This is a genomic window from Streptomyces sp. NPDC036984 (assembly GCF_055607665.1).
The window spans coordinates 267,316-288,596 of the sequence record NZ_JBVJRL010000002.1 but is presented as its reverse complement, the minus strand read 5'-3'; the positions used below and the strand labels follow the sequence as shown (position 1 = coordinate 288,596).

Here is a 21,281-nt window from a genome sequence, read left to right as displayed (position 1 = left end):
TTACGAGGCAGCCCGGAACCGGGACGTCCGGTGAACCGGATCCGTGTCGATCTTCGGGATCACGTGCTCACCGATGAGCCGGATCGTCTGCAGCGTCTCCTCCTTCGGCACCCCCACCGGCAGCCCGAAGCTCAGCTGGTCGGCGCCGGCCTGCTCCCACCGCTTGCACTGCCGCAGCACCTCGTCCGGATCCCCGCAGATCAGCAGCTCCTCCTCGATCAGCAGCTCCACGAACTCCGGCGTGTACGGGGGCAGGGTCTCCGGCCACACCGGGAACCCCTCCGGCCGGGGAAACGTGTCGTGGTAGCGGAAGACCAGCGACGGCAGATAGTGCAGACCGCCGTTCACCGCGATCTCGATGGCCTCGGCGTGCGTCGGCGCGCAGATCGCGGTCGTCGTCACCATCACGTTGTCGTTGACGAAGTCCCCCACGGGCTCGGCGTCCACGATCGCCGTCTTGTACTGCTCCAGCACCCACTCCATGTCGGAGACCTTCTGGATGCTGAAGCCGAGCACCCCGAGCCCCTTCTTCGCGGCCATGGCGTACGAGGGCGGGGACCCGGCCGCATACCACATCGCCGGGTGCGACTTCCCGTACGGCTTCGGCAGGACCTTGCGGGGCGGCAACTGCCAGTGCTTGCCCTGGAAGCCGGCGTACTCGTCCTGGAGCCACATCTTCGGGAACTCGGCGATGGTCTCCTCCCAGATCTCCTTCGTGTGGTTCATGTCGGTGATGCCGGGCAGGAAGCCGAGGATCTCGTGGCTGCCGGCTCCCCGCCCGCTGCCGAACTCGAAGCGCCCCTCGCTGAGGTGGTCCAGCATGGCGACCTTCTCGGCGACCTTCACGGGGTGGTTGACCTGGGCGAGCGGGTTGAAGATCCCGGAGCCCAGATGGATCCGCTCGGTCGCGTGGGCGAGGTAGCCGAGGAAGACGTCGTTGGCGGACAGGTGCGAGTACTCCTCCAGGAAGTGGTGCTCGGAGGCCCAGGCGTACTTGAAGCCGGACTTGTCCGCCTGGATGACGTACTCGGTCTCCTCCATCAGCGCCTTGTGCTCGGCCAGCGGGTCGGTCGCGGCGCGCTTGCCCACGTATCCCTGTACAAAGAGCCCGAATTCCACGGCGGTTCACCGTCCTCAGAGTTTCTGACGCTCCGTCAGCTTCGCCTGTCGGCCGACTGTCGCACCGGCCGCCGCGACCGTCAATAGCTGACGGTCAGTCAGACAACGGCTCTCAGATCACGCTGACCCCGGCCAGCCAGCCGCCGTCGATCACGAACGGCTGGCCGGTGATGTACGAGGAGTCGTCCGAGGTGAGGAAGAGGGCCAGCCGGGCCACCTCCTCCGGCTGCCCGACCCGGCCGAGCGGCACGAGCCGCCGGTACAGCTCGTCCAGGGCCCGGCTCATCTCCTCCGGGTCGGCGTCCGGATCCAGCCGGGCCGGGTTCGACATCGCGGTGTCGATGGCACCCGGGCAGATGGCGTTGACCCGGATCCGCCGGCCCGCCAGCTCCAGCGCGGCCACCCGGGTCAGCCCGAGCACGGCGTGCTTGGTGGCGGCGTACGTCCCCACGGCCGCCATGCCCGTCAGCGCCGTGTAGGAGGCGGTGTTCACGATCGTGCCCCCGTCCGTCAGCTCCGGCGCGACGGTCTTCATGCCCAGGAAGCAACCGACCTGGTTGACCTGCACGACCCGCATGAACTCGTCCAGCGGAGTGTCCACCAGGGCGTTGAAGCGCAGGATGCCCGCGTTGTTGACCAGCCCGTCGATGCGCCCGTACGCCTGCTTGACGACCCCGACGGCCTCCCGCCACCCGTCCTCGGTGCCCACGTCGAGATGGACGTACAGCGCGCCGATCTCCTTCGCGAGCGCCTCCCCCTGGTCGTCCAGCACATCGGCGACGACCACCCGGGCGCCCTCCGCCCGGAACAGCCGCGCCTCCTGCTCGCCCTGCCCGCGCGCCGCCCCGGTGACGAGGACGACCCGCCCGTCCAGCTTGCCCATACCGCCTCCTCAGTCCAGCCGGGGCGCGACCTCTGCCCCGAAGGTGCCGATCTGCTCGATGAGTTCGGCCCGGCTCCGGCTGCGGAACCGCACCTGGATCTGGTCCACGCCCAGCGCCCGGTACGCGCGCAGCGACGCGGCGATCTCCTCCGGCGCCCCGGCGAGCGTGCGCCGCCCGACGTCCCAGCCGGGCCGGCCGACGTACAGCGGCTCGGCGATGGCGCCGACGGTGTACTCCCCGTCGAGGCCGGCGTCCGCGCGCAGGCGCCGGATGCGGGCGATCTGCCCGGGCAGCCGCTCGCGCGGGTCCCCCTGCGGCAGCCAGCCGTCGCCTTTGAGCGCCGCCCGGCGGACGGCGGCCGGCGAGGAGCCGCCGACCCACAGGGGCACGTGCGGCTGGGCCGGGCGGGGCCGCTGCCCGAGCCCCTCGAAGTCGTAGTGCTTCCCGTGGTGCTCGGGGAACTCGTCGGGCCCCAGCGCGGCCCGCAGCGCGTCGATCGTCTCGTCGAGGACGGCCCCGCGCCGCTCGAAGTCCGCCTGGAGCGCCTCGAACTCCTCGCGCACATGCCCGGCGCCCACCCCGAGGAGCAGCCGGCCGCCGGAGAGATGGTCGAGGGTGGCGTACTGCTTGGCGGTGAGCAGCGGGTGCCGGAGCCCGACGACGGCCACATGGCTGAGCAGCCGTACCCGCTCGGTCACGGCGGCGAGGTGGGCGAGGGTGGCCACGGGGTCGTACCAGACCGTGCTCATGGCCGGGGCCAGCCGGCGCGGAATGGCGACGTGGTCGCAGCAGGCGACGTAGTCGAACCCCGCACGGTCGGCGGTACGGGCGATCTCTACGAGGTCCGCGGGGCCGGCGGAGGCCTCCCAGGGCTCGGCGTAGATGGCGCTCTGGGACTGGACGGGGAGCTGGATGCCATAGGCGAGGCGTTCCTGGAGGCGTTTCTCGGACGAAACGGGCACGACGACCCCCTCCCTGACTGACGGTCCGTCAGATCTGACATGACTCGCACATGGTCATGGCTGGCGCCTCGTCAGACAAGGGGCAGCCCCGACGGAACATGTCCGCCGGGGCTGTTGCTCGAAAGAGGCCCGTGGGTGCGTCAGCGAGCGAAGCCTTCGCCGAAGCGGGCGTCGGTGACGGGCGCGCCGAGGGTGGCGGGCCCGAAGGAGACCGAGCCGGAGGCGGTCGGGCCGCTGCTGGTGGAGCGGAAGGCCCAGACGGCGCCGTCGAAGGTGTTCTCGCCGTGCGCGGCGACGTACAAGTCGGCGCGGCCGTCGTGGTTGGTGTCGGCCAGCGCGGTGTGCCCGCCGAAGAGGTCGTTCTTCTCGGCGGTACCGGGCACGCCCGTGGTGTTCTGGTTGAAGGACACGGCGCCGCTGCCGGTGAGGCCGGACGCGCCGCCGCGCAGCACGGCCACGGCGCCCGCCGAGGCGACCGAGCCCACGTCCTCACCCGGGGAGCCGACGGCGACGTCCGCGTACCCGTCGCCGTTGGCGTCCCCGACGGAGATGCCCAGGCCGAAATCGTCGCCGTACTCGGACACTCCGGGCACGCCCGCCGTGTCCTGGTTGATCACCGTCGTACGGGAGGTGTCGGGCCCGCTCGCCGAGCCGTACACCACGCCGACCTGCCCGCCGAGGAGTGCCGGGTCGAGGGATGGCTCACCGCGACCGTCGACGGGGCGCCCGATGACGAGGTCGGCGTACCCGTCCTTGTTCACGTCGCCGATACCGAGACTGGAGCCGCCGGGCACGTTGGTGCCGTCGGTCTGCTTCAGGACGACCGGGGCACTCAGCCCCTGCCCGGTGCCGTGGAGGTAGGCGATGCGGTAGCCGACGCCCGGCCCCTCCTCGTCGTAGGTGTGAATGAGTCCGACGAGGTCGGTGATGCCGTCGTGGTCGACGTCTCCGGCGGCGACGTCGTCGATGATGAAGCCGGCGTCTTCGTTGCCGAGGTCGAAGGCGATGTCCGCGGACGCCGCGGCACCGGCGGTGCGGGTGAACGGACCGGTCAGCAGATGGTTGTCCGTGGCCACGTCGAGCCGGCCGTCGCCGTCGAAGTCGCCGACGGTGGCGTGCCGGGGCTTGACCTGGTCGAGCATGGAGCCGCTCGCCACGACCCTGCCGCCGGACAGCCCCGCCTTCCCGCCCCAGACGACGGTCAGGCTGCCCGCCTCCTGCACGGACCCCACGTCCTCGCTCGGGGCGCCGACGACCAGGTCCGTGTACCCGTCGCCGTCCAGGTCGCCGAGGGACAGGCCCCAGCCGAACCAGTCGCCGGTCTCGGCGGCGCCGGGTATGCCTGCCGTGTCCTGGCTGATGACCTGCCGGTGCGTGGTGTCCAGCCCCTTGGAGGAGCCGTACACGACGCTCACGTACCCCGCATTGCCGTACCCGCCGACCTTGCCCCAGGGGGCGGCGACGGCGAGGTCCGTGTACCCGTCGCCGTTGAAGTCGGCACGCACGCTCTGCGCCCCGGCACTCACCGTACCTGCCGCGTGCGCACTCACCGGGCCGACGACGGCTCCGGCGACGGCCACGGCGGCCACGAGTCCGAGGCGGGAACGAAACCTGCGCTTGCTCATGTGGAACCCAACTCCTGCGGTGGAAGCACTTGCCCAACGGAGGAGTCGAGATCCTCCCGCCGTCGCCCGGGTACGACTCCCCTGGTGGCGGCAGGGTTGCCCTGGAAGACGGCGGGTGTTTCCAGATCGTTAACCGGCGCCGCCCCCGGGCCACAGCCCGTCCTGCGTCAGCCCCAGCAACTCGATGGCGTTGCCCCGGACGATCCGCTCGACCACGTCGTCCGCCAGGTGCCCCATCTGGGCCTCACCGACCTCGCGGGACGTGGGCCAGGTGGAGTCGGAGTGCGGGTAGTCGGTCTCGTACAGGACGTTTCCCACGCCGATGGCGTCCAGGTTCCGCAGCCCGAAGGCGTCGTCGAAGAAGCAGCCGTGGACGTGCTCGGCGAACAGCTCGGACGGCGGCCGGCGCACCTTGTCGGCGACCCCGCCCCACCCCCGGTTCTCCTCCCACACCACGTCCGCGCGCTCCAGGATGTACGGGATCCACCCGATCTGCCCCTCCGCGTACATCACCTTCAGGTTCGGGAAGCGCTCGAACTTGCCGCTCATCAGCCAGTCGACCATCGAGAAGCAGCAGTTGGCGAAGGTGATGGTGGAGCCCACGGCGGGCGGGGCGTCGGCGGAGGTGGAGGGCATCCGGCTGCTGGAGCCGATGTGCATGGCCACGACCGTGCCGGTCTCGTCGCAGGCCGCGAGGAAGGGGTCCCAGTCGTCGGTGTGCACGGACGGCAGCCCGAGGTGCGGGGGTATCTCGGAGAAGGCGACGGCCCGCACCCCGCGCGCGGCGTTCCGCCGCACTTCCGCCGCGGCCAGCCCGGCGTCCCACAGGGGTATGAGCGTGAGCGGTATCAGCCGGCCGTGCGCCTCCGGCCCGCACCACTCCTCCACCATCCAGTCGTTGTAGGCGCGCACGCACAGCAGCGCGAGGTCCTTGTCCCGTGCTTCGGTGAAGGTCTGCCCGCAGAAGCGGGGGAAGGTCGGGAAGCACAGGGCCGACTGGACGTGGTTGACGTCCATGTCGGCGAGCCGGGCGGACACGTCGTACGACCCGGCCCGCATCTGCGCGTAGGTGATGACCTCGAGCTTCACCTCGTCCCTGGGGTATCCGACGGCGGTGTCCAGGCGGGTGAGCGGCCGGTGCAGGTCCTCGTAGACCCACCAGTCGCCCAGCGGGCCGTCCGTGCCGCCGGGTTCGCCCATGACGGGCTTGAAGCGCCCGCCCAGGAAGGTCATCTCCCTCAGCGGCGCGCGCACGATCCGGGGTCCGGCCTCCCGGTACTTCCCCGGCAGCCGGTCCTGCCACACTCCGGCGGGCTCAACGGTGTGGTCGTCGACGGAGATGATCAGCGGGAACTGTGTGGTCTCCATGCCGCTCACGGTAGCGCTGATCTGACGGTCCGTCAGCTACTGTTCCCGGGCGACAGCGATGCGAAGACCGTGTGAGGGCCTTGTGGACCGCGGCCCCCGCCTTGTGATCGGCGTCTCCCACGGCTGACGCAACCGCCCGGAACAAGGCAAACTGACGGGGTTGTTCGTGATGCCGAGGGGGACGAACGCATGGACCGTGGGCCGCGAGTACCCGAGCAGCGGCGGGCCGGCTCCGAGGCCACCGCGGAGACCGGCCCGCTGCGCTTCGGCGTGCTCGGTCCGGTGCGGGCCTGGCGCGGCGTGCAGCCGCTCAGCACGGGCTCCCCCCAGCAGCGCGCCCTGCTGGCCGCCCTGCTCCTGCGGGAAGGCCGTACGGCCACCGCGGCGGAGCTGATCGACGCGCTGTGGGGGTCCGAGCCGCCGTCCCAGGCGCTGGCGGCGGTCCGCACGTACGCGTCCCGGCTGCGGAAGGTCCTCGACCCCGGGGTCCTGGTCAGCGAGTCCGGCGGCTACGCCGTCCGCGGGCTCGGCGAGGGCGCCCTGGACGTCGTGGCCGCGCAGGACCTGGCGGCGGAGGCGGAGAAGGCCCGGGGCGCCGGTGACCTGACCCATGCCCGCACCCTCCTGAACAAGGCCCTGGCCCTCTGGGACGGCGAACCGCTCGCGGGCGTCCCCGGCCCCTACGCCGAGGCCCAGCGGGCCCGGCTGGAGGAGTGGCGCCTCGGCCTCCTGGAATCCCGCCTCGACCTGGACCTGGAACAGGGCTGCCACGCCGAGGCGGTCTCGGAACTGACCGCCCTGACGGCGGCGCACCCCCTGCGGGAGCGCCTGCGCGAACTGCTGATGCTGGCGCTGTACCGCAGCGGCCGGCAGGCGGAAGCCCTGGCCGTGTACGCCGACACGCGCCGCCTCCTGGCCGAGGAACTGGGCGTGGACCCCCGCCCCGGCCTCCGGGAACTCCAGCAGCGCATCCTCCAGGCCGACCCGGCCCTGGCGGAGCCCGCGGCCCCGGTGTCCGAGCCCGCGGCCGTCCCGGTCCGCCCGGCGCAGCTCCCGGCGACCGTGCCCGACTTCACGGGCCGTAGCGCCTTCGTGTCGGAACTGAGCGAGGTGCTGTCCTCCGCCTCGGAGACGGAGGGCCGGGTCATGGCGGTGTCGGCGCTGGCCGGCATCGGAGGCGTCGGCAAGACGACCCTGGCGGTGCACGTGGCCCACCGCGCCCGGACCGCCTTCCCCGACGGCCAGCTGTACGTGGACCTCCAGGGCGCGGGCCCGCGCCCGGCGGAACCGGAGACGGTCCTGGGCTCCTTCCTGCGCGCCCTGGGCACCGCGGACTCCGCGATCCCGGACTCCCTGGAGGAACGGGCGGCCCTCTACCGCTCGGTCCTGGACGGCCGACGGGTCCTGGTCCTGCTGGACAACGCCAAGGACGCGGCGCAGGTACGCCCCCTGCTGCCCGGCACCGAGGGCTGCGCGGCCCTGGTCACCTCCCGGGTCCGCATGCTCGACCTCGCCGGCGCACACCTGGTCGACCTGGACGTCATGTCACCCGACGAGGCCCTCGCCCTGTTCACGAAGATCGTGGGCGAGGAGCGGGTGGCGGCGGAGCGCGAGGCCGCTCTGGACGTGGTGGCGGCCTGCGGCTTCCTTCCCCTGGCCATCCGCATCGCCGCCTCCCGCCTGGCGGCCCGCCGCACCTGGACGGTCTCGGTCCTGGCGGCCAAGCTCGCGGACGAACGCCGCCGGCTGGACGAGCTCCAGGCCGGGGACCTGGCGGTGAAGGCCACGTTCGAACTGGGCTACGGCCAGCTGGAACCGGCCCAGGCCCGCGCGTTCCGCCTGCTGGGGCTGGCGGACGGGCCGGACATCTCCCTCGCGGCGGCGGCCGCGGTCCTGGACCTGCCGCCCGAGGACACGGAGGACCTGCTCGAGTCCCTGGTCGACACGTCCCTCCTGGAGTCCGCGGCACCCGGCCGGTACCGCTTCCATGACCTGGTACGCCTGTACGCCCGCTCCTGCGCGGAGAGGGACGAACAGCCGCCCACTGAGCGGGAGGCGGCGATGTCGCGGTTGCTGGACTTTTATCTGGCGACGGCGGGTGACGCCTACTTGATCGAACGGCCGGGGGACCGGCTTGTGGACCATCTGGAGCCGACGGAACATCCGGGACTGTCGTTCGACGATCGCCACCGGGCCCAGGACTGGCTCTATGCGGAGGCAAGCTGCTTGCTGGCCTGTGTGCGCCAGTCGACCGCCCCTCGCTACCTACGCCGTGCCGTGGATCTGCTGTGGGCGGCCATCGACCTCGCCGAGTCGGGCGCCAACGCGAAGGAATACGAGGCCACGGGAATCGCCGTGCGCGATGCGGCGCAGGCCGCCGGTGACCGGCGCGCCGAGGCTCGCGCCCGAGTCACCCTGGCCAACGGCCACCATGTGTCCGGCCGTTTCGAGCTGGCGGACGAAGAGGCCGTAGACGCGGTACGACTGGCGGAGGCCGCGGGCGACCCTCTCCCCCAGTGCTGGGCTTCCAACATGCTGGGGGTCATCGCGCTGTACCAGAACCGGTACGACGCCTGCGAGGACCATCTCGTGAGGGCCATGGAGAGCTTCCGCGCATGCGGCGACCGGCCCGGTGAGGCGAGCGCCCTGTGCAACCTCTCCCGCATCCACGCGGCGACGGGCCGGACGGACAGCGCCGTGACCCTGGCCCGGCAGGGGACGGAGATGTACGACGCCATGGGCCACGCCCTCCGAGGAGCCAACGGGCGCTATGCCCTCGGGCTCGCGCTCACTCAGAGCGGCCGACTCGAAGCGGCCACCGAGAGCCTCGAAGAAGCCCTCGGTGTGTTCCGCGACAGCCGGCAACGGCTGTGGGAGGGCATGACGCTCTTTCGCCTGGCGGAGGCCGACCTCGCCGCGCACCGGCCGGCTCAGGCCGCGACGAACGCCGAGTCGGCTCTGGCACTGCTGCGCGGCATCGGCGGTGAGTGGCGGCGGGGCAACGTACTCACCGCACTCGGCCGGGCCCTGAACGGCATCGGGCAGAGCGGCCGCGCCCAGGTGTGCTTCCAGGAGGCGCTGGCCATATTCGAAGCGCTGAGCGCGCCGGAAGCCGGTGAGGTACGGGGGCTCCTCCAGACGCAGCCAGCCACCTGAGGGCTCGCTCTGCACGTTCATCGTTCGTTTATCGCCGCACGGCACCCTCAGTCGTGTCGTTCCGTCGCATCGGGGGGCAGACGGGACGTCGCACGGCCGCACCTTAAGGTGTACCGGCCCGGAGGCACCGTCCGGCGGCCCTCGGGGGAGCTGCCGGACGGGTCTTCCAGCCAACCGCAACACGTACTTTCAGGGGAGCAGTCATGAGCGACGTCAAGAACACCACCGAGGCGGAGACGTCGGCCGCCGAGGTGATCACGCTGAACACGCACGCCACCAGTGAGCCGCTGAAGACGAGCACTCTGGCCACCGGTGAGGACGATGTCGTCGCCACTCCGGACAACACTCACGCCACCGACGAAACGGCCTGACAAGACCTTTCACCGGACGGGGATCGGCCGCGGCGGCGCGGAGGGGGAGCCGTCGCGGCCGAGGTGTGTGGGGAGTCGGGGGTCAGTTCCGCGCCCGCAGCTCCCCCTTCACCACCTTCCCGCCCGCGTTCCGCGGCAGCCGGTCCACGAAGCGGACCGTTCGCGGCACCTTGTAGTTCGCCATCTCACGGCGGGCCCAGGCGATCAGATCGTCCGAGGTCAGCAGCGAGCCGGGCCTGCGGACGACGTACGCCGTACCGACCTCGCCCAGGCGGGCGTCCGGGACGCCGACGACGGCCACGTCCGTCACGTCCGGGTGCACGCCGAGCAGTTGCTCTATCTCCGCCGGGTAGGCGTTGAAGCCGCCCACGATGAACATGTCCTTGAGGCGGTCCGTGATCCGCAGGTTGCCGGACGCGTCCAGGACGCCCACGTCGCCCGTGCGCAGCCAGCCGTCCGCGGAGATCACCTCGGCGCTCGCCCCGGCGTCCTCGTAGTAGCCGCGCATGACGTTGAAGCCGCGGACCAGGACCTCCCCCGGCGAGCCGGCCGGCAGCGGGACGCCCGAGGCGTCCACCACCCGCACCTCCGTGCCGGGGATCGGGCGGCCGGAGGTCGAGGCGATCACCGCGGGGTCGTCGCAGCGCCGGCACATCGTGACGATCCCGGACGCCTCCGAGAGGCCGTACGCCGTCAGCACCGTCTCCACGCCCAGTTCGCCGCGCAGGCGTTCCACCAGGCGCAACGGCACGACCGCCGCTCCCGTCACCACCAGCCGCAGGGCCGACAGGTCGTACGCGTCCCGCGCCGGATGGTCCAGCAGCGACTGGTGCAGGGTCGGCGGGCCCGGCAGGACCGACACCCGTTCCGCCGCGATGTTCGCGAGGGCCGTGTCGACGTTGAACACCGGCTGGGGGATCATCGTCGCCCCGCGCATGAGGCAGGCGATCACCCCGGCCTTGTAGCCGAAGGTGTGGAAGAAGGGGTTGACGATCAGGTAGCGGTCCGAGGCACGCAGACCGGCCAGGTCCGCCCAGGTCTCGTACGCCCGCACGGTCTGCCCGTGCGTGACCATCACCCCCTTGGGGCGGCCCGTCGTACCCGAGGTGAAGACGAGGTCCGAGAGGCTGTCGCCGGTCAACTCGGCGGCCCTGCGGGAGACGTCGGCGGCCGGCACCGGATCGCCTGCGGCGAGGAAGTCCTTCCAGGTCCCGAAGTCGGCGGGGGCGTCGTCCGAGAGGACCACCACGCGCTCCAGATCGGGCAGGCCGGCGAGGGGGCGTCCCTGGGCCGGGCCCTCCGCTGCCGCCCGGCGCAGGGACGCCACGTAGGACGCGCCGAGGAAGGTCCCCGTCACGAACAGCAGCCGGGCCCCGCTCCTGCGCAGGACGTCCGCCGCCTCCGCACCCTTGAAGCGGGTGTTCAGCGGGACGAGGACCGCGCCCGCCGTCACCGCGCCGAGGGCCGCGACGATCCAGTCCGGGGAGTTGGGGGCCCAGACGGCCACCCGGTCGCCCACCCGCACACCGCTCGCGAGGCAGGCCGCCGCCGCGCGTTCGACCCGGGCGCCCAGTCCGGCGTACGTGATCCGGATCCGGCCGTCGGCCACGGCCTCGGCGTCCGGGTACCGCCGAGCCGCCGACCGCACCAGCTCCGGGATGGTTTCCCATGACGTCACGGCAGCCTCCCCGCGCAGAGACACTCAGAGCTGACTGTTCGTCAGATTAGCGGTAACCTGACGACCTGTCAGGAGAGGGGGAGGTATGGCAGGACCAGGGCTCAAGGACGCCACCGCCATCGTCGGGATCGGGCAGACCGCCTTCGCCAGGCACCTGGAGGAGGACGAGAGGACGCTCGCCTGCCGGGCCGTGCTCGCGGCGCTTCAGGACGCCGGCATCTCGCCCGGCGAGGTCGACGCGCTCGCCTCCTACACCATGGAGGAGACCGACGAGGTGGAGCTGGCGAAGGCCGTCGGCTTCGGGGATCTGACCTTCTTCAGCAAGGTGGGGTACGGCGGGGGCGGCTCCTGTGCCACCGTGGCGCATCTCGCCGCGGCCATCGCCGCCGGGCAGGCCACGGTGGGGGTCGCGTGGCGGTCCCGGAAGCGGGGCAGCGGGCCTCGCCCGTGGACGAGCACCGCTGTACAGCTGCCCACTCCGGCCCAGTGGACCCGGCCCTTCGGACTGCTGCGGCCGGCCGACGAGATCGCCATGCTGGCCCGGCGGTACATGCACGAGTACGGCGTCACCCGGGACCACCTGTTCAACGTCGCGCTGGCCTGCCGGAACCGCGCCAACCAGAACCCCGCCGCCGTGATGTACGAACGGCCGCTGACCCGCGAGATGTACATGACCTCCCGGTGGATCAGCGAGCCGCTGTGCCTCTACGACAACTGCCTGGAGACGGACGGCGCGCTCGCCTGCGTGATCGTCGGCAGGGAGCGGGCGCGGGACTGCCCGCACACGCCCGTGTACGTCCACGCCGCCGCACAGGGGCTGCCCGCCCAGCACCACGGCATGGTCAACTACTGGACCGACGACCCGCTCACCGGCCCCGCCTGGACCGCCGCCCGGCACCTGTGGAAGCACGCCGACCTCACCCCGGACGACGTGGACGTGGCGCAGATCTACGACGCCTTCACGGCGCTGATCCCGCTCTCCCTGGAGGGCTACGGCTTCTGCGCGCGGGGCGAGGGGGGCGCCTTCACCGAGCAGGGCGCCCTGGAGACCGGCGGTCGGCTGCCCCTCAACACCGGCGGGGGCGGGCTCAGCGAGGCGTACGTGCACGGCTTCAACCTCGTCACCGAGGGCGTCAAGCAGTTGCGCGGGACCAGTACCGCCCAGGTTCCCGGCGCCGCCACCTGCCTGGTCACGGCCGGTGAAGGCGTGCCCACCTCCGCCCTCCTCCTCAGGAGCTGATCATGCTGACCCCCGTCACCGACACCGCCGGCGCCCCCTTCTGGGAGTACGCGGCCCGCGGCGAGCTGCGCGTCCAGGCCTGCGCCGACTGCGGTGAACTCCGTTTCCCGCCCCGGCCCTGCTGCCCGCACTGCCGGTCCTTCGCAGCCGAGTGGCGGCCGGTGTCGGGGTGCGGGCGGGTGTGGTCGTACGTCGTCCCGCATCCGCCGCTGCTTCCCGGCTACGCGGAGCAGGCCCCGTACAACGTGGTCGTCGTGGAGCTGGCGGAGGCGCCGCGGATACGGCTGGTGGGGAACGTGGTCGCGCACGCCGGGGCGCCGCTCGGCTCCGTGGATCCGGCGCGCCTCAGGATCGGCGCCCGGGTGCGGGCGGTGTTCTCCGACGGGCTGCCGCAGTGGGTGCTCGCGTGAACACCGTGCGCCTCGCCGCCGACAAGGACACCGGCGTCGCCGTCGTCACCCTGGACCGGCCCGCGCGGCTCAACGCCGTCGATCTGGAGATGGCGGGCGAACTGGCCGAGGTGTGGCGCACGTTGCGGTTCGACGACTCGGTACGAGCCGTCGTGCTCACCGGGGCCGGGGAGCGGGCGTTCTGTACGGGCATCGACCGGGACGCCGTCGTACCGCAGCCCTCGTCGCCGTACATGCAGGACGATCCGCTGCTGGGGGTCGGACCGAAGGGCAACGATCTGTGGAAGCCGGTCGTCGCGGCGGTGGAGGGGATGGCCTGCGGGGGCGCCTTCTATCTGCTCGCGGAGTGCGACTTCCTCGTCGCCGGAGCCGACGCCGCCTTCTTCGATCCGCACACCACCTACGGCATGGTCAGCGCCTACGAGTCGATGCTCATGGCGCAGCGCATGCCGTACGGCGAGGTCGCGCGGATGGTCCTCATGGGCAGCGCCGAGCGGCTCTCGGCGCGGCGGGCGTACGAGGTCGGCCTGGTCAGCGAACTCACCGAGCGCGGCGGGGCCTCGGCGGCGGCGACGGACTGCGCCGCGGTGATCGCCGGGTATCCGACGGAGGCCGTGCAGGGGACGGTGCGGGCGCTGTGGGCGGCCCGGGAGGCCGGTCTCGCGCAGGCGTTCGCGCAGGCCCCGCACCTGATCTCGCTGGGGAACCTGCCGGGCGCGCGGCAGGCGGAGCTGTTCGCCGCCCGCCGTGCGCAGTTCAGGACGCGGTGAGATCACCAGTGGTAGGAGGCGACCGGATCCAGGTCGCAGTGGTCGACCTGCGGGGCACTCTCCTCGGCGTTGTCCACCGGCACCCGGATGGTCTTCGTGCCGCTCGCGGGCACGGTGACCTCCTCGATGGTGCCGTTGACCGTCAGGTCGTCCGCGTCCTCGAAGGTGATGTGGACGTCGAAGCGGCTCTCGGCGGCGTTCGGGTTGGTGACCTCGATGGTCGCGTAGGGGGCCTTCACCGTCGCGCAGCTCACCAGCCGTGCCGTGCCGTCCCGGTAACCGGAAGAGGACGATCCGCCGGACGAGCCGCCGGAGGTGTCGTCGCCGTAGTAGTCGTCGTCATCGTCATAGTCGTGGTGCGTGCCCGAGCCGTAGCCGCCACCCGACGACGTGGACGAGGAACCGTCGTGGTCCTGGCTGGAGCTGCTGCACCCGCCGCCGCCACTGCCGTGACCGCTGCTGTGACCGTGCCCGCGGCCCTTGAATCCGGTCAGCGCCAGGACGACCAGGACCGATACCGCCGTCAGTTTGAGCATGTGTCCCCGTCGATGCATGCCAGCACCCTAGGACATGCCTGTCACGGTCATGTCACTGTGTGGCGACCGCCGGGTACCCGGCGTAGCGTCTGCCGTGGAAGCGGTGCACAGCACCGCTCCCCCGCGACGACGGCCGCCGTCCGGAGCCCTTCCGTGCAACCCGGTACGACGGCCGTCACGCCCCTCACGCGGTCCGTGAGGTCCCCGTGCCCTTCTCCGCGTCCAGCGCGTACACGCAGCGGTCCTTGCTGCACGCGTACACCACGCCGTCCTTGACCACAGGGGAGCCGGTGATCTCGCCGCCGGTGGCGAGCTTCCAGCGCAGCCGGCCGTCGTCGGCCTTCAGGGTGTAGAGCAGGTGGTCGGTGGAGCCGAAGTGGATGCGGCCCTCCGCCACGGCGGGCGCGCCCACGACGTCGCCGCCCGCCTGGAAGCGCCACTTGGGGGTGCCGGTGACCGCGTCCAGGGTGTACAGGCCGTTGCCGCTGCCGACGTGCACGTGCCCGGCGGCGACCAGGACCGGCTCGACGGAGGAGCGGGCCTCGGTGGCGATGCGCCAGCGGTCGCGGCCGTCGGCGGCGTCCAGGGCGTAGACCGTGCCGAGGTAGTCCGCGAGGTAGATGCCGCCGCCGGTGACGGCCGGGCCCGGCGCGAAGGCCGGCGGGCACAGGAAGACCGCCGGGGCCTCGAAGTGCCAGCGGACCATGCCGCTCACCGCCTCGACGGCGAGGACGCGGGTGCCGGCGGAGACATAGACGTACCCGTCGGGGGCGGGGGCCAGCCGCACCGGCACGCCGCCGCAGGAGGCCGCGTCACCGATGGGGTACGACCAGCGCTCCTCGCCGGTGCGGGCCTCCAGGGCGCGCAGCCGGGCGTCCTGCCAGACGTAGACCGTGCCGTCGTGCACGACCGGCCCCGCCTCGGGCGACTCGAAGTCGGTCTGGCAGCCGGTGATCTCCCACAGCTTCTGCCCGTTCGCCGCCTCCCATGCCTGGACCCCGCCGCCGCGGGTGCCGGTGACGACCGTGCCGCGGTCGGCCTTGAGGGAGTACACCCAGGCGTCGGTGGACAGCCGCCACAGGTCGGTGCCCTCGCGGGCGTCCAGCGCGAACAGGGTGGGGCCGTCGGAGGCGTGGATACGGCCGTCCGCCACCGCCATGGACCAGGCGACGTCCCGGGTCTTGAACCGGCGCCGGCCGGTGGCGACGTCCAGGGCGTGCACCTCGAAGGAGGTGACGTAGACGAGGTCGCCGTCGACGGACGGCGTGCCCCAGACGTCGTTGGACATGCGGAACCGCCAGGGACGCCAGCCGGCCGCGGTCTCCGGGGGCGCGGGCGGGGCGGGCGGCGCGGCGGGGTCGGCGCCGGCCACGCCGGGCCGGGGCCGGGACCAGCTGGCCACCAGGCCCGCCTCGGGCGGGGGCGCCTTGACGGCGGCGGCGCGGGCGTCGGCGACCCGGGGGCCGGGGCCGATGGGCACCTGGGCGCCGGCCAGCCGGACCGGGCCGGTGTCGGGGGCGCCGGCCGGGGCGGGGACCGGCGCCGGGACCGGCGGGTCGTAGGGGGGCGGCGGCGGCACGGCCTGCCGGCCGCCGCTGCGCGGGCCACCGGTCGGGGCCGGGGCGGGCTTGGCGGCGGGGCGTCCGCCGCGGCGGGCCTCGATGAGGGCGACCGCCTTCTCCGGCAGCCAGGCGGAGGCGGTGCCGCTGTCGTCGGAGCCGGAGCCGAACAGGTGCGGGGCGAGCTGGGCCTGGAGGTCGGCCGGGCTGGGGCGGCCGGCGGCCTCCATCTGCATGCACGCCTCGATCAGCGGGCGCAGCTCGTCCGGCAGGCCGGTGAGGTCCGGGCCCTCGCGCAGCAGCATGAAGACGGTCTCGACCGGGTTGGCGCCGTGGAAGGGCGGGTGGCCGGTGGCCGCGAAGACGAGGGTGGAGCCGAGGGAGAAGACGTCGCTGGCGCCGGTGACGCTGCGGGAGTCCTTGGCCTGCTCGGGGGACATGTAGGCGGGGGTGCCGACGGCGACGTTCGTCATCGTCAGACGGGTGTTGGAGACGCCGGAGGCGATGCCGAAGTCGATCACCCGGGGGCCGTCCTCGACCACGAGCACGTTGGACGGCTTGAGGTCACGGTGGACCAGCCCGGCGCCGTGGATGGACTGGAGGGCCTCCGCGACGCCCGCCGCGAGCCAGCGCACGGCCTGGGCCGGGAGCGGCCCGCACTCGTTCACTATCTCTTCCAGCGAGGGCGCGGGGACGTAGGCGGTGGCCAGCCAGGGCACGGCGGCCCGCGGGTCGGCGTCGACCACGGCCGCGGTGTAGAACCCGGAGACCGCGCGGGCCGCCTCCACCTCACGGGTGAAGCGGACCCGGAAGAGCTGGTCCTCGGCCAGCTCGGTGCGCACCGTCTTGATCGCCACGCGCCGGCCGGACGCCGAGCGCGCGAGATAGACCAGCCCCATGCCGCCGGCGCCCAGCCGGCCCAGCACCTCGAACGGCCCGATCCGCCGCGGATCGTGCTGCGTCAGCTGATCCACCACTTGCCTGCCACCTCCCCGTACGAGCCGCGCCACTCTCCATATGTACGCGACCGGAGTGCAGCGTCTCACCACCGCACCGCCATGACGGCACGCACCCTGATTCTTCCTGGCCGGACGGCTGGTTGCGAACCCGGTGACAAACCGGGGTGTCTTCCGTCAAAGCGGACGAATCAGCGCCGCAGCAGCGCGAACGACGCCCCCTGATTGTCGGTGACGACGGCCACTCGCCCGTACGACGTCTCGAAGGGTGGCGCCTGCACCCGCCCGCCGAGCCGCTGCACGGCCCCGACGGCCTCGTCCAGGTCCGTGACCCGGAAGTGGGCGAGGAAGTGCGGAGGCATCTCCGCGGGGAACACGTCGGTGACGTCCGCGCGGCCGAAGTCGGGCTCGGCCTCGGTGCCGAACAGGGCGTCGTGGAAGAGGTCGCCGTAGAAGGTGTTGGCCGCGGCGGTGTCCCGGGTGTAGAGCTGGGCCCAGACGAAGGTGTTCGGCGCGCGCCGCCGGCCGAAGCCGGGGTGGGTGCCGGGCTGCCACAGGCCGAACACCGCGCCCTCGGGGTCGGTGGCCAGGGCCGCGGTGCCGAGATCGCCGACCGGGAACGGCGCCATGACCACCCGGCCGCCGGCCGCCGTGATCCGCCGGCCGAGGGCCTCGGCGTCCGAGGTCGCGAAGGAGACCGTCCAGACCGTGGGCATGCGTCCGTCCGTCTTGGGCGCCAGCGAGGCGACGCGGTCGCCGTCCAGCAGGGCCCACACGGAGGAGCCGTACGCCTCCTCGAAGGCCCACCCGAAAAGCTCACCGTAGAACCGCTTGCCCGCCTCGACATCGGGCAGCTGGGCGTCCACCCAGCAGGGGACGCCCTCCCCGTACACCTCTTCGTTGGCGGATGCCCTGTTTTCGGCCATGCCGTCAAAGTAACCGGGACGCGCGTACCCCGCAGACCAGGCACACCACCCCCGCTGGCCCCGCGCACCCCATTTGCAGTCGGCCGAATCGCGCTCCGATCACCCCTCGGTAAGCTGACGACATGACAGGACAAGTGCGTACCGTCGACGGCCGCGTGGCCGGCCGGCGTGGGCAGGCGACCCGGCAGAAGCTGCTCGACTGCCTCAGCGAGATGCTCAGCTCCTCCCCGTACCGGGACGTCAAGGTCATCGATGTCGCCCGGAAGGCGGGCACTTCGCCCGCGACCTTCTACCAGTACTTCCCGGACGTCGAAGGCGCCGTCCTGGAGATCGCCGAGCAGATGGCGGCCGAGGGCGCGGGACTGACCGAACTCCTCGAAGGACGCACCTGGACCGGCAAGTCGGGCTGGCAGACGGCCCAGGAACTCGTGGACGGGTTCCTGGAGTTCTGGCGCAAGAACGACGCCATCCTGCGGGTGGTCGACCTCGGGGCGGCCGAGGGGGACAAACGGTTCTACAAGATCCGTATGAAGATCCTGAACTCGGTCAACAACTCCCTCGCGGACGCCATCGCGCAACTCCAGTCCAAGGGCCGGGTCGACAAGGACGTGAACCCGGCGGCGGTGGCCGGTTCGCTGGTCGCGATGCTCGCGGCGGTGGCGGCCCACCAGAAGGGTTTCTCCTCCTGGGGCGTGAAGCAGGCCGAACTCAAGCCGAACCTGGCGCTGTTGGTGCATATGGGCGTGACCGGCAAGAAGCCGTCCAAGTAAGGACCCCCCTTACCGGAGTCCAAGTCCTGTCTGGCGGGCGGTGGTTCACGCGGTGAGCCCCCGCCCGCCGCTTCAAGCGGGCAGCGGCCGGTCCCGCACCACGTGCTTCATCACCAGCGTCGACGTCAGCCGCTGCACCCCCGGCAGTGCCGCCAGCCGCTCGTCGTACAGGCGCTGGAAGGCGGCCAGGTCGGCGGTGGCCACCCGGAGCAGATAGTCCGGCTCACCGAACAGCCGCTGGGCGTCCAGCACGTGCTCCAGCTCGCTGACCGCCCGCTCGAACTCGGCGACCGTGTCCCGGTCCTCCTGCCGCATGGACACGAAGACCAGCGCCTCGAAGTTCAGCCCGAGCGCCGCCGGGTCCACCACCGCCCGGTAGCCCTGGATGGCGCCGGCCCGCTCCAGCTCCCGCAGCCGCCGGTGGCAGGGCGAGACGCTGAGCCGCACCCGGGCGGCCAGCTCCGTCACGGTCAGCCGCCCGTCCTGCTGGAGCTCGGCAAGGATTTTTCGGTCTACGTCGTCCATGAAGAAGATATTTGCGCAGACCATGCGATCATGGGCAAACTTCGGGAACACTTTCGGGCCATTCGCGCCTAATGTCCCCAGCATGGACTCGGGACTGCTCTTCTCCTTCCTCCTCGTGGACCTGCTGCTGGTGTGTGTGCCGGGAGCCGACTGGGCGTACGTCATCGCGACCGCCCTGCGCGGCCGCTCGGCGCCGCGCGCGGTGGCGGGCCTGGTCAGCGGTTACGCCCTGCACACCGTCCTGGCCACGGCGGGTCTGGCGGTCGTGGTGGCGGGCTCGCCCCGGCTGCTGACGGCGCTGACGGTGGCGGGCGCGGGCTACCTGCTGTGGCTCGGCTGGGGCGTACTGCGCCGCCCGGCGGTCCCGGACGCGAACGGCACACCGGCGGTCGACGGCCGGCTCTTCCTGAGGGGCGCCACGATCAGCGGCCTGAACCCCAAGGGCCTGCTCCTCTACCTCTCCGTCCTCCCCCAGTTCCTCACCCTCCGCGGCCACCATCTCCCGGTCCCCGCCCAGACGGCGGCCCTCGGCCTGCTCCACATGGCCTGCTGCGCGGCCGTCTACCTCACCGTCGGCACCCTCACCCGCACCCTCCTCACAGCCCGCCCGTCAGCAGCCCGCGCGGTCACCCGCACCTCGGGCGCGGCCATGCTGGGAATCGGCGCATTCTTGCTGGCAGAACGGCTGGCTACGCTCTAGGGTCCCGGCGCCTCAGGGCTCTCTCCGGCTGAGCCGGAACACCCTGATCTCCCGCTCCACCCGTGCCTGATACACGGCGTACGGCGGCCAGAAGGCGAGGAGTGCCGTCCAGGCGGCCACCCGTTCCCGACCCGTGAGCAGGCGGGCGGTGACGGGGATGTCCTGGCCCCGCCGGCTGATCGTGGCCTCGGGGTGGGCGAGGAGGTTGTGGGTCCAGGCCGGATGGCCGGTCCGGCCGAAGTTGGAGCCGACCAGGATCCAGCTCCTGCCGTCCTGCTCCGGCATGCAGGCCAGCGGGGTGCGGCGGGGCAGGCCGCTGCGGGCGCCGGTGGAGGTGAGGAGCACGCCCGGCAGCAGCTGGGCGCTGAGCAGGACCCTGCCCCGGGTGAGCCGGTGGACGGTCCGGTCGAGGGCCGGGATCACGTGCGGCGCCAGCCGGGCGAACGCGCGGGTGGACGACACCTTCTGGACGAGCCGGACACCGCCGCCGCCCATCAGAGCGCCGCCTCCCCGCCCGCGAACAGCCCCGTCGTCTCGGCGGCCCGGTCCCGCAGCCGGTGCACGGGCCCGAACAGCAGCTCGTCCCCGGCCGCCCGTTTCACGTACAGGTGGGCGTCGTGCTCCCAGGTGAACCCGATCCCGCCGTGCAGCTGGACGCCCTCGGCGGCGGCACACCGCAGCGCCTCCAGCGCCTGGGCGAGCGCGAGAGCGCCGGCCCGCTCCCCCTCCCGTGCCGCCGCCCATGCGGCGTAGTACGCGGCCGACCGCGCCGCCTGCACGGCCACGTACACGTCCGCCAGCCGGTGCTTCACGGCCTGGAAGGACCCGATCGGCCGCCCGAACTGCACCCGCTGCCCGGTGTACTCCACGGTCCGCTCCAGCACCCGGTCGGCCGCCCCCACGGCCTCGGCGGCGAGCACGGCGGCGACGGAGTCGCCGAGTGCGGCGAGGGCGGGCAGGACGTCCGCGTCCTCGGCCCCGAGCAACTCCGCCGGCACGTCACGCAGTTGGATCCGCGCCTGCGGCCGCGTGGCGTCCAGGGAGGTCCGCCGGGCCCGTACCACCCCCGCCGCGTCCCCCGCCACCAGGAACAGCAGTGTCCGCGACCGGGCGAACCCCCCGGTGTGCGCGGCGACGAGCAGCAGCCCGGCGCTGTGCCCGTCCAGCACCTGCTCCGCCTCCCCGTACAGCCGCCACTCCCCCGCCACCCGCCGCGCCTGCATCCCGCCGGCCCGCCCGCCCCCGGCGCTGTACCCGCCGTTTCCGCCGGTCAGGGCGAGGGCGGTGGTCAGGTCGGGCCCGGCGACGGCGAGGGCGGCGGTGAGGGTGCCGGCGGCGATGCGCGGCAGCAGCCCGGCGCGCTGGGCGCCGGTGCCGAGGGCGAGGATCAGCGGGGCGGCGAGGACGGAGGTGGCGAGCAGCGGCGAGGGCGCGAGACAGCGGCCCGTCTCCTCGCAGGCGAGGGCCAGCTCGGTGACCGAGCAGCCGATCCCGCCGTACCGCTCGGGGAGGGCGAGTCCCGGCAGGCCGAGCTGGTCGGCGAGGGCCGACCACAGGAGGGGGTCGTGGCCGGCGGGCGTGTCGACGGCCGCCCGCAGCTCGGCCGGTCCGCAGCGTTTGTGCAGCAGCTCACGCAGGGTGCGGCGGATCTCGTCCTGTTCGGGGGTGAGGCGCGTGTCCATGGCCTTCCTCCATATCTGACGGTGCGTCATATTAGGAGGGCCGA

General features: G+C 72.6%; 19 protein-coding genes. 7 read left to right on the top strand and 12 right to left on the bottom strand.

Translation table 11 applies throughout. From position 1 onward, the window contains the following. From ACZ7DL_RS05315 to ACZ7DL_RS05295, 5 genes are all read right to left on the bottom strand, one after another. The gene (locus tag ACZ7DL_RS05315; RefSeq protein ID WP_470771543.1) at nt 1–1,119 is read right to left on the bottom strand and encodes an LLM class flavin-dependent oxidoreductase; all 1,119 of its coding nucleotides are present in this window, start codon (nt 1,117–1,119) and stop codon (nt 1–3) included. Between the two features lie 112 nt (nt 1,120–1,231). Beyond that, entirely contained in the window at nt 1,232–2,002 is a 771-nt protein-coding gene (locus tag ACZ7DL_RS05310; protein ID WP_470771542.1) for an SDR family NAD(P)-dependent oxidoreductase, read from the bottom strand. A 9-nt stretch (nt 2,003–2,011) separates the two neighbouring features. Then, nucleotides 2,012–2,965 carry an LLM class F420-dependent oxidoreductase gene (locus ACZ7DL_RS05305; RefSeq protein ID WP_470771541.1) on the bottom strand — a complete coding sequence of 318 codons (954 nt, stop codon included), beginning with the start codon at nt 2,963–2,965 and terminating at the stop codon, nt 2,012–2,014. A gap of 140 nt (nt 2,966–3,105) precedes the next feature. Then, nucleotides 3,106–4,590, bottom strand: a complete 1,485-nt coding sequence (locus tag ACZ7DL_RS05300; protein WP_470771540.1) for a VCBS repeat-containing protein — start codon at nt 4,588–4,590, stop codon at nt 3,106–3,108. 129 nt (nt 4,591–4,719) lie between these two features. Beyond that, nucleotides 4,720–5,958, bottom strand: coding sequence for an amidohydrolase family protein (locus ACZ7DL_RS05295; protein WP_470771539.1), 1,239 nt, complete (start codon nt 5,956–5,958; stop codon nt 4,720–4,722). Between the two features lie 189 nt (nt 5,959–6,147). On the opposite strand from ACZ7DL_RS05295, the gene afsR reads away from it, so the two are divergent. Both afsR and ACZ7DL_RS05285 read left to right on the top strand, forming a co-directional pair. Beyond that, complete coding sequence (afsR, locus tag ACZ7DL_RS05290; protein ID WP_470771538.1) at nt 6,148–9,114, top strand: SARP-family global regulator AfsR; 2,967 nt, start codon at nt 6,148–6,150, stop codon at nt 9,112–9,114. A 203-nt stretch (nt 9,115–9,317) separates the two neighbouring features. Next, nucleotides 9,318–9,485 carry a hypothetical protein gene (locus ACZ7DL_RS05285; RefSeq protein ID WP_470771537.1) on the top strand — a complete coding sequence of 56 codons (168 nt, stop codon included), beginning with the start codon at nt 9,318–9,320 and terminating at the stop codon, nt 9,483–9,485. 82 nt (nt 9,486–9,567) lie between these two features. On the opposite strand, the gene ACZ7DL_RS05280 is transcribed toward ACZ7DL_RS05285, so the two are convergent. Further along, nucleotides 9,568–11,163, bottom strand: coding sequence for a FadD3 family acyl-CoA ligase (locus ACZ7DL_RS05280; protein WP_470771536.1), 1,596 nt, complete (start codon nt 11,161–11,163; stop codon nt 9,568–9,570). A gap of 85 nt (nt 11,164–11,248) precedes the next feature. Here ACZ7DL_RS05280 and ACZ7DL_RS05275 point away from each other — a divergent pair, with 85 nt between their 5' ends. Genes ACZ7DL_RS05275 through ACZ7DL_RS05265 form a run of 3 tightly spaced genes read left to right on the top strand, consistent with a single transcriptional unit; the run spans nt 11,249 to nt 13,583 of the window. Continuing rightward, entirely contained in the window at nt 11,249–12,403 is a 1,155-nt protein-coding gene (locus tag ACZ7DL_RS05275) for a lipid-transfer protein (protein ID WP_470771535.1), read from the top strand. A 2-nt stretch (nt 12,404–12,405) separates the two neighbouring features. After that, nucleotides 12,406–12,813 (top strand): Zn-ribbon domain-containing OB-fold protein, encoded by a 408-nt coding sequence (locus ACZ7DL_RS05270; protein WP_470771534.1) that lies wholly within the window; start codon nt 12,406–12,408, stop codon nt 12,811–12,813. Further along, nucleotides 12,810–13,583: an enoyl-CoA hydratase/isomerase family protein gene (locus tag ACZ7DL_RS05265; RefSeq protein WP_470771533.1), complete on the top strand. Its 774-nt coding sequence runs from the start codon at nt 12,810–12,812 to the stop codon at nt 13,581–13,583. Before ACZ7DL_RS05270 ends, ACZ7DL_RS05265 begins: the two co-directional genes overlap by 4 nt. Before the next feature lie 2 nt (nt 13,584–13,585). On the opposite strand, the gene ACZ7DL_RS05260 is transcribed toward ACZ7DL_RS05265, so the two are convergent. From ACZ7DL_RS05260 to kbpA, 3 genes are all read right to left on the bottom strand, one after another. Then, nucleotides 13,586–14,137: a hypothetical protein gene (locus ACZ7DL_RS05260; RefSeq protein ID WP_470771532.1), complete on the bottom strand. Its 552-nt coding sequence runs from the start codon at nt 14,135–14,137 to the stop codon at nt 13,586–13,588. A gap of 166 nt (nt 14,138–14,303) precedes the next feature. After that, nucleotides 14,304–16,655 (bottom strand): protein serine/threonine kinase AfsK, encoded by a 2,352-nt coding sequence (afsK, locus tag ACZ7DL_RS05255; RefSeq protein WP_470771530.1) that lies wholly within the window; start codon nt 16,653–16,655, stop codon nt 14,304–14,306. 170 nt (nt 16,656–16,825) lie between these two features. Then, a complete protein-coding gene (gene kbpA / locus ACZ7DL_RS05250) occupies nt 16,826–17,560 on the bottom strand; it encodes an AfsK-binding protein KbpA (protein WP_470771529.1) in 735 nt (244 codons plus the stop codon). A gap of 134 nt (nt 17,561–17,694) precedes the next feature. On the opposite strand from kbpA, the gene ACZ7DL_RS05245 reads away from it, so the two are divergent. Further along, nucleotides 17,695–18,330, top strand: a complete 636-nt coding sequence (locus ACZ7DL_RS05245) for a TetR family transcriptional regulator (protein ID WP_470771982.1) — start codon at nt 17,695–17,697, stop codon at nt 18,328–18,330. Nucleotides 18,331–18,402: 72 nt separating this feature from the next. Here the strand turns inward: ACZ7DL_RS05245 and ACZ7DL_RS05240 are convergent, their stop codons facing one another. Then, nucleotides 18,403–18,855 carry an Lrp/AsnC family transcriptional regulator gene (locus ACZ7DL_RS05240; RefSeq protein ID WP_470771527.1) on the bottom strand — a complete coding sequence of 151 codons (453 nt, stop codon included), beginning with the start codon at nt 18,853–18,855 and terminating at the stop codon, nt 18,403–18,405. Between the two features lie 82 nt (nt 18,856–18,937). Here ACZ7DL_RS05240 and ACZ7DL_RS05235 point away from each other — a divergent pair, with 82 nt between their 5' ends. Beyond that, entirely contained in the window at nt 18,938–19,555 is a 618-nt protein-coding gene (locus tag ACZ7DL_RS05235; protein ID WP_470771525.1) for a LysE family translocator, read from the top strand. A gap of 12 nt (nt 19,556–19,567) precedes the next feature. On the opposite strand, the gene ACZ7DL_RS05230 is transcribed toward ACZ7DL_RS05235, so the two are convergent. Together ACZ7DL_RS05230 and ACZ7DL_RS05225 are read right to left on the bottom strand one after the other, a co-directional pair. Further along, nucleotides 19,568–20,050 (bottom strand): nitroreductase family deazaflavin-dependent oxidoreductase, encoded by a 483-nt coding sequence (locus ACZ7DL_RS05230; RefSeq protein ID WP_470771524.1) that lies wholly within the window; start codon nt 20,048–20,050, stop codon nt 19,568–19,570. Continuing rightward, the gene (locus ACZ7DL_RS05225) at nt 20,050–21,237 is read right to left on the bottom strand and encodes an acyl-CoA dehydrogenase family protein (protein ID WP_470771523.1); all 1,188 of its coding nucleotides are present in this window, start codon (nt 21,235–21,237) and stop codon (nt 20,050–20,052) included. Before ACZ7DL_RS05225 ends, ACZ7DL_RS05230 begins: the two co-directional genes overlap by 1 nt. Nucleotides 21,238–21,281: the final 44 nt, after the last annotated feature.

Bases quoted from the DNA above. Each gene is read 5' to 3' on its own strand.
- ACZ7DL_RS05310 (WP_470771542.1), bottom strand. From the start codon at position 2,002: ATGGGCAAGCTGGACGGGCGGGTCGTCCTCGTCACCGGGGCGGCGCGC.
- ACZ7DL_RS05300 (WP_470771540.1), bottom strand. From the start codon at position 4,590: ATGAGCAAGCGCAGGTTTCGTTCCCGCCTCGGACTCGTGGCCGCCGTG.
- ACZ7DL_RS05295 (WP_470771539.1), bottom strand. From the start codon at position 5,958: ATGGAGACCACACAGTTCCCGCTGATCATCTCCGTCGACGACCACACC.
- afsR (WP_470771538.1), top strand. From the start codon at position 6,148: ATGGACCGTGGGCCGCGAGTACCCGAGCAGCGGCGGGCCGGCTCCGAG.
- ACZ7DL_RS05285 (WP_470771537.1), top strand. From the start codon at position 9,318: ATGAGCGACGTCAAGAACACCACCGAGGCGGAGACGTCGGCCGCCGAG.
- ACZ7DL_RS05275 (WP_470771535.1), top strand. From the start codon at position 11,249: ATGGCAGGACCAGGGCTCAAGGACGCCACCGCCATCGTCGGGATCGGG.
- ACZ7DL_RS05270 (WP_470771534.1), top strand. From the start codon at position 12,406: ATGCTGACCCCCGTCACCGACACCGCCGGCGCCCCCTTCTGGGAGTAC.
- ACZ7DL_RS05260 (WP_470771532.1), bottom strand. From the start codon at position 14,137: ATGCATCGACGGGGACACATGCTCAAACTGACGGCGGTATCGGTCCTG.
- kbpA (WP_470771529.1), bottom strand. From the start codon at position 17,560: ATGGCCGAAAACAGGGCATCCGCCAACGAAGAGGTGTACGGGGAGGGC.
- ACZ7DL_RS05240 (WP_470771527.1), bottom strand. From the start codon at position 18,855: ATGGACGACGTAGACCGAAAAATCCTTGCCGAGCTCCAGCAGGACGGG.
- ACZ7DL_RS05235 (WP_470771525.1), top strand. From the start codon at position 18,938: ATGGACTCGGGACTGCTCTTCTCCTTCCTCCTCGTGGACCTGCTGCTG.
- ACZ7DL_RS05230 (WP_470771524.1), bottom strand. From the start codon at position 20,050: ATGGGCGGCGGCGGTGTCCGGCTCGTCCAGAAGGTGTCGTCCACCCGC.
- ACZ7DL_RS05225 (WP_470771523.1), bottom strand. From the start codon at position 21,237: ATGGACACGCGCCTCACCCCCGAACAGGACGAGATCCGCCGCACCCTG.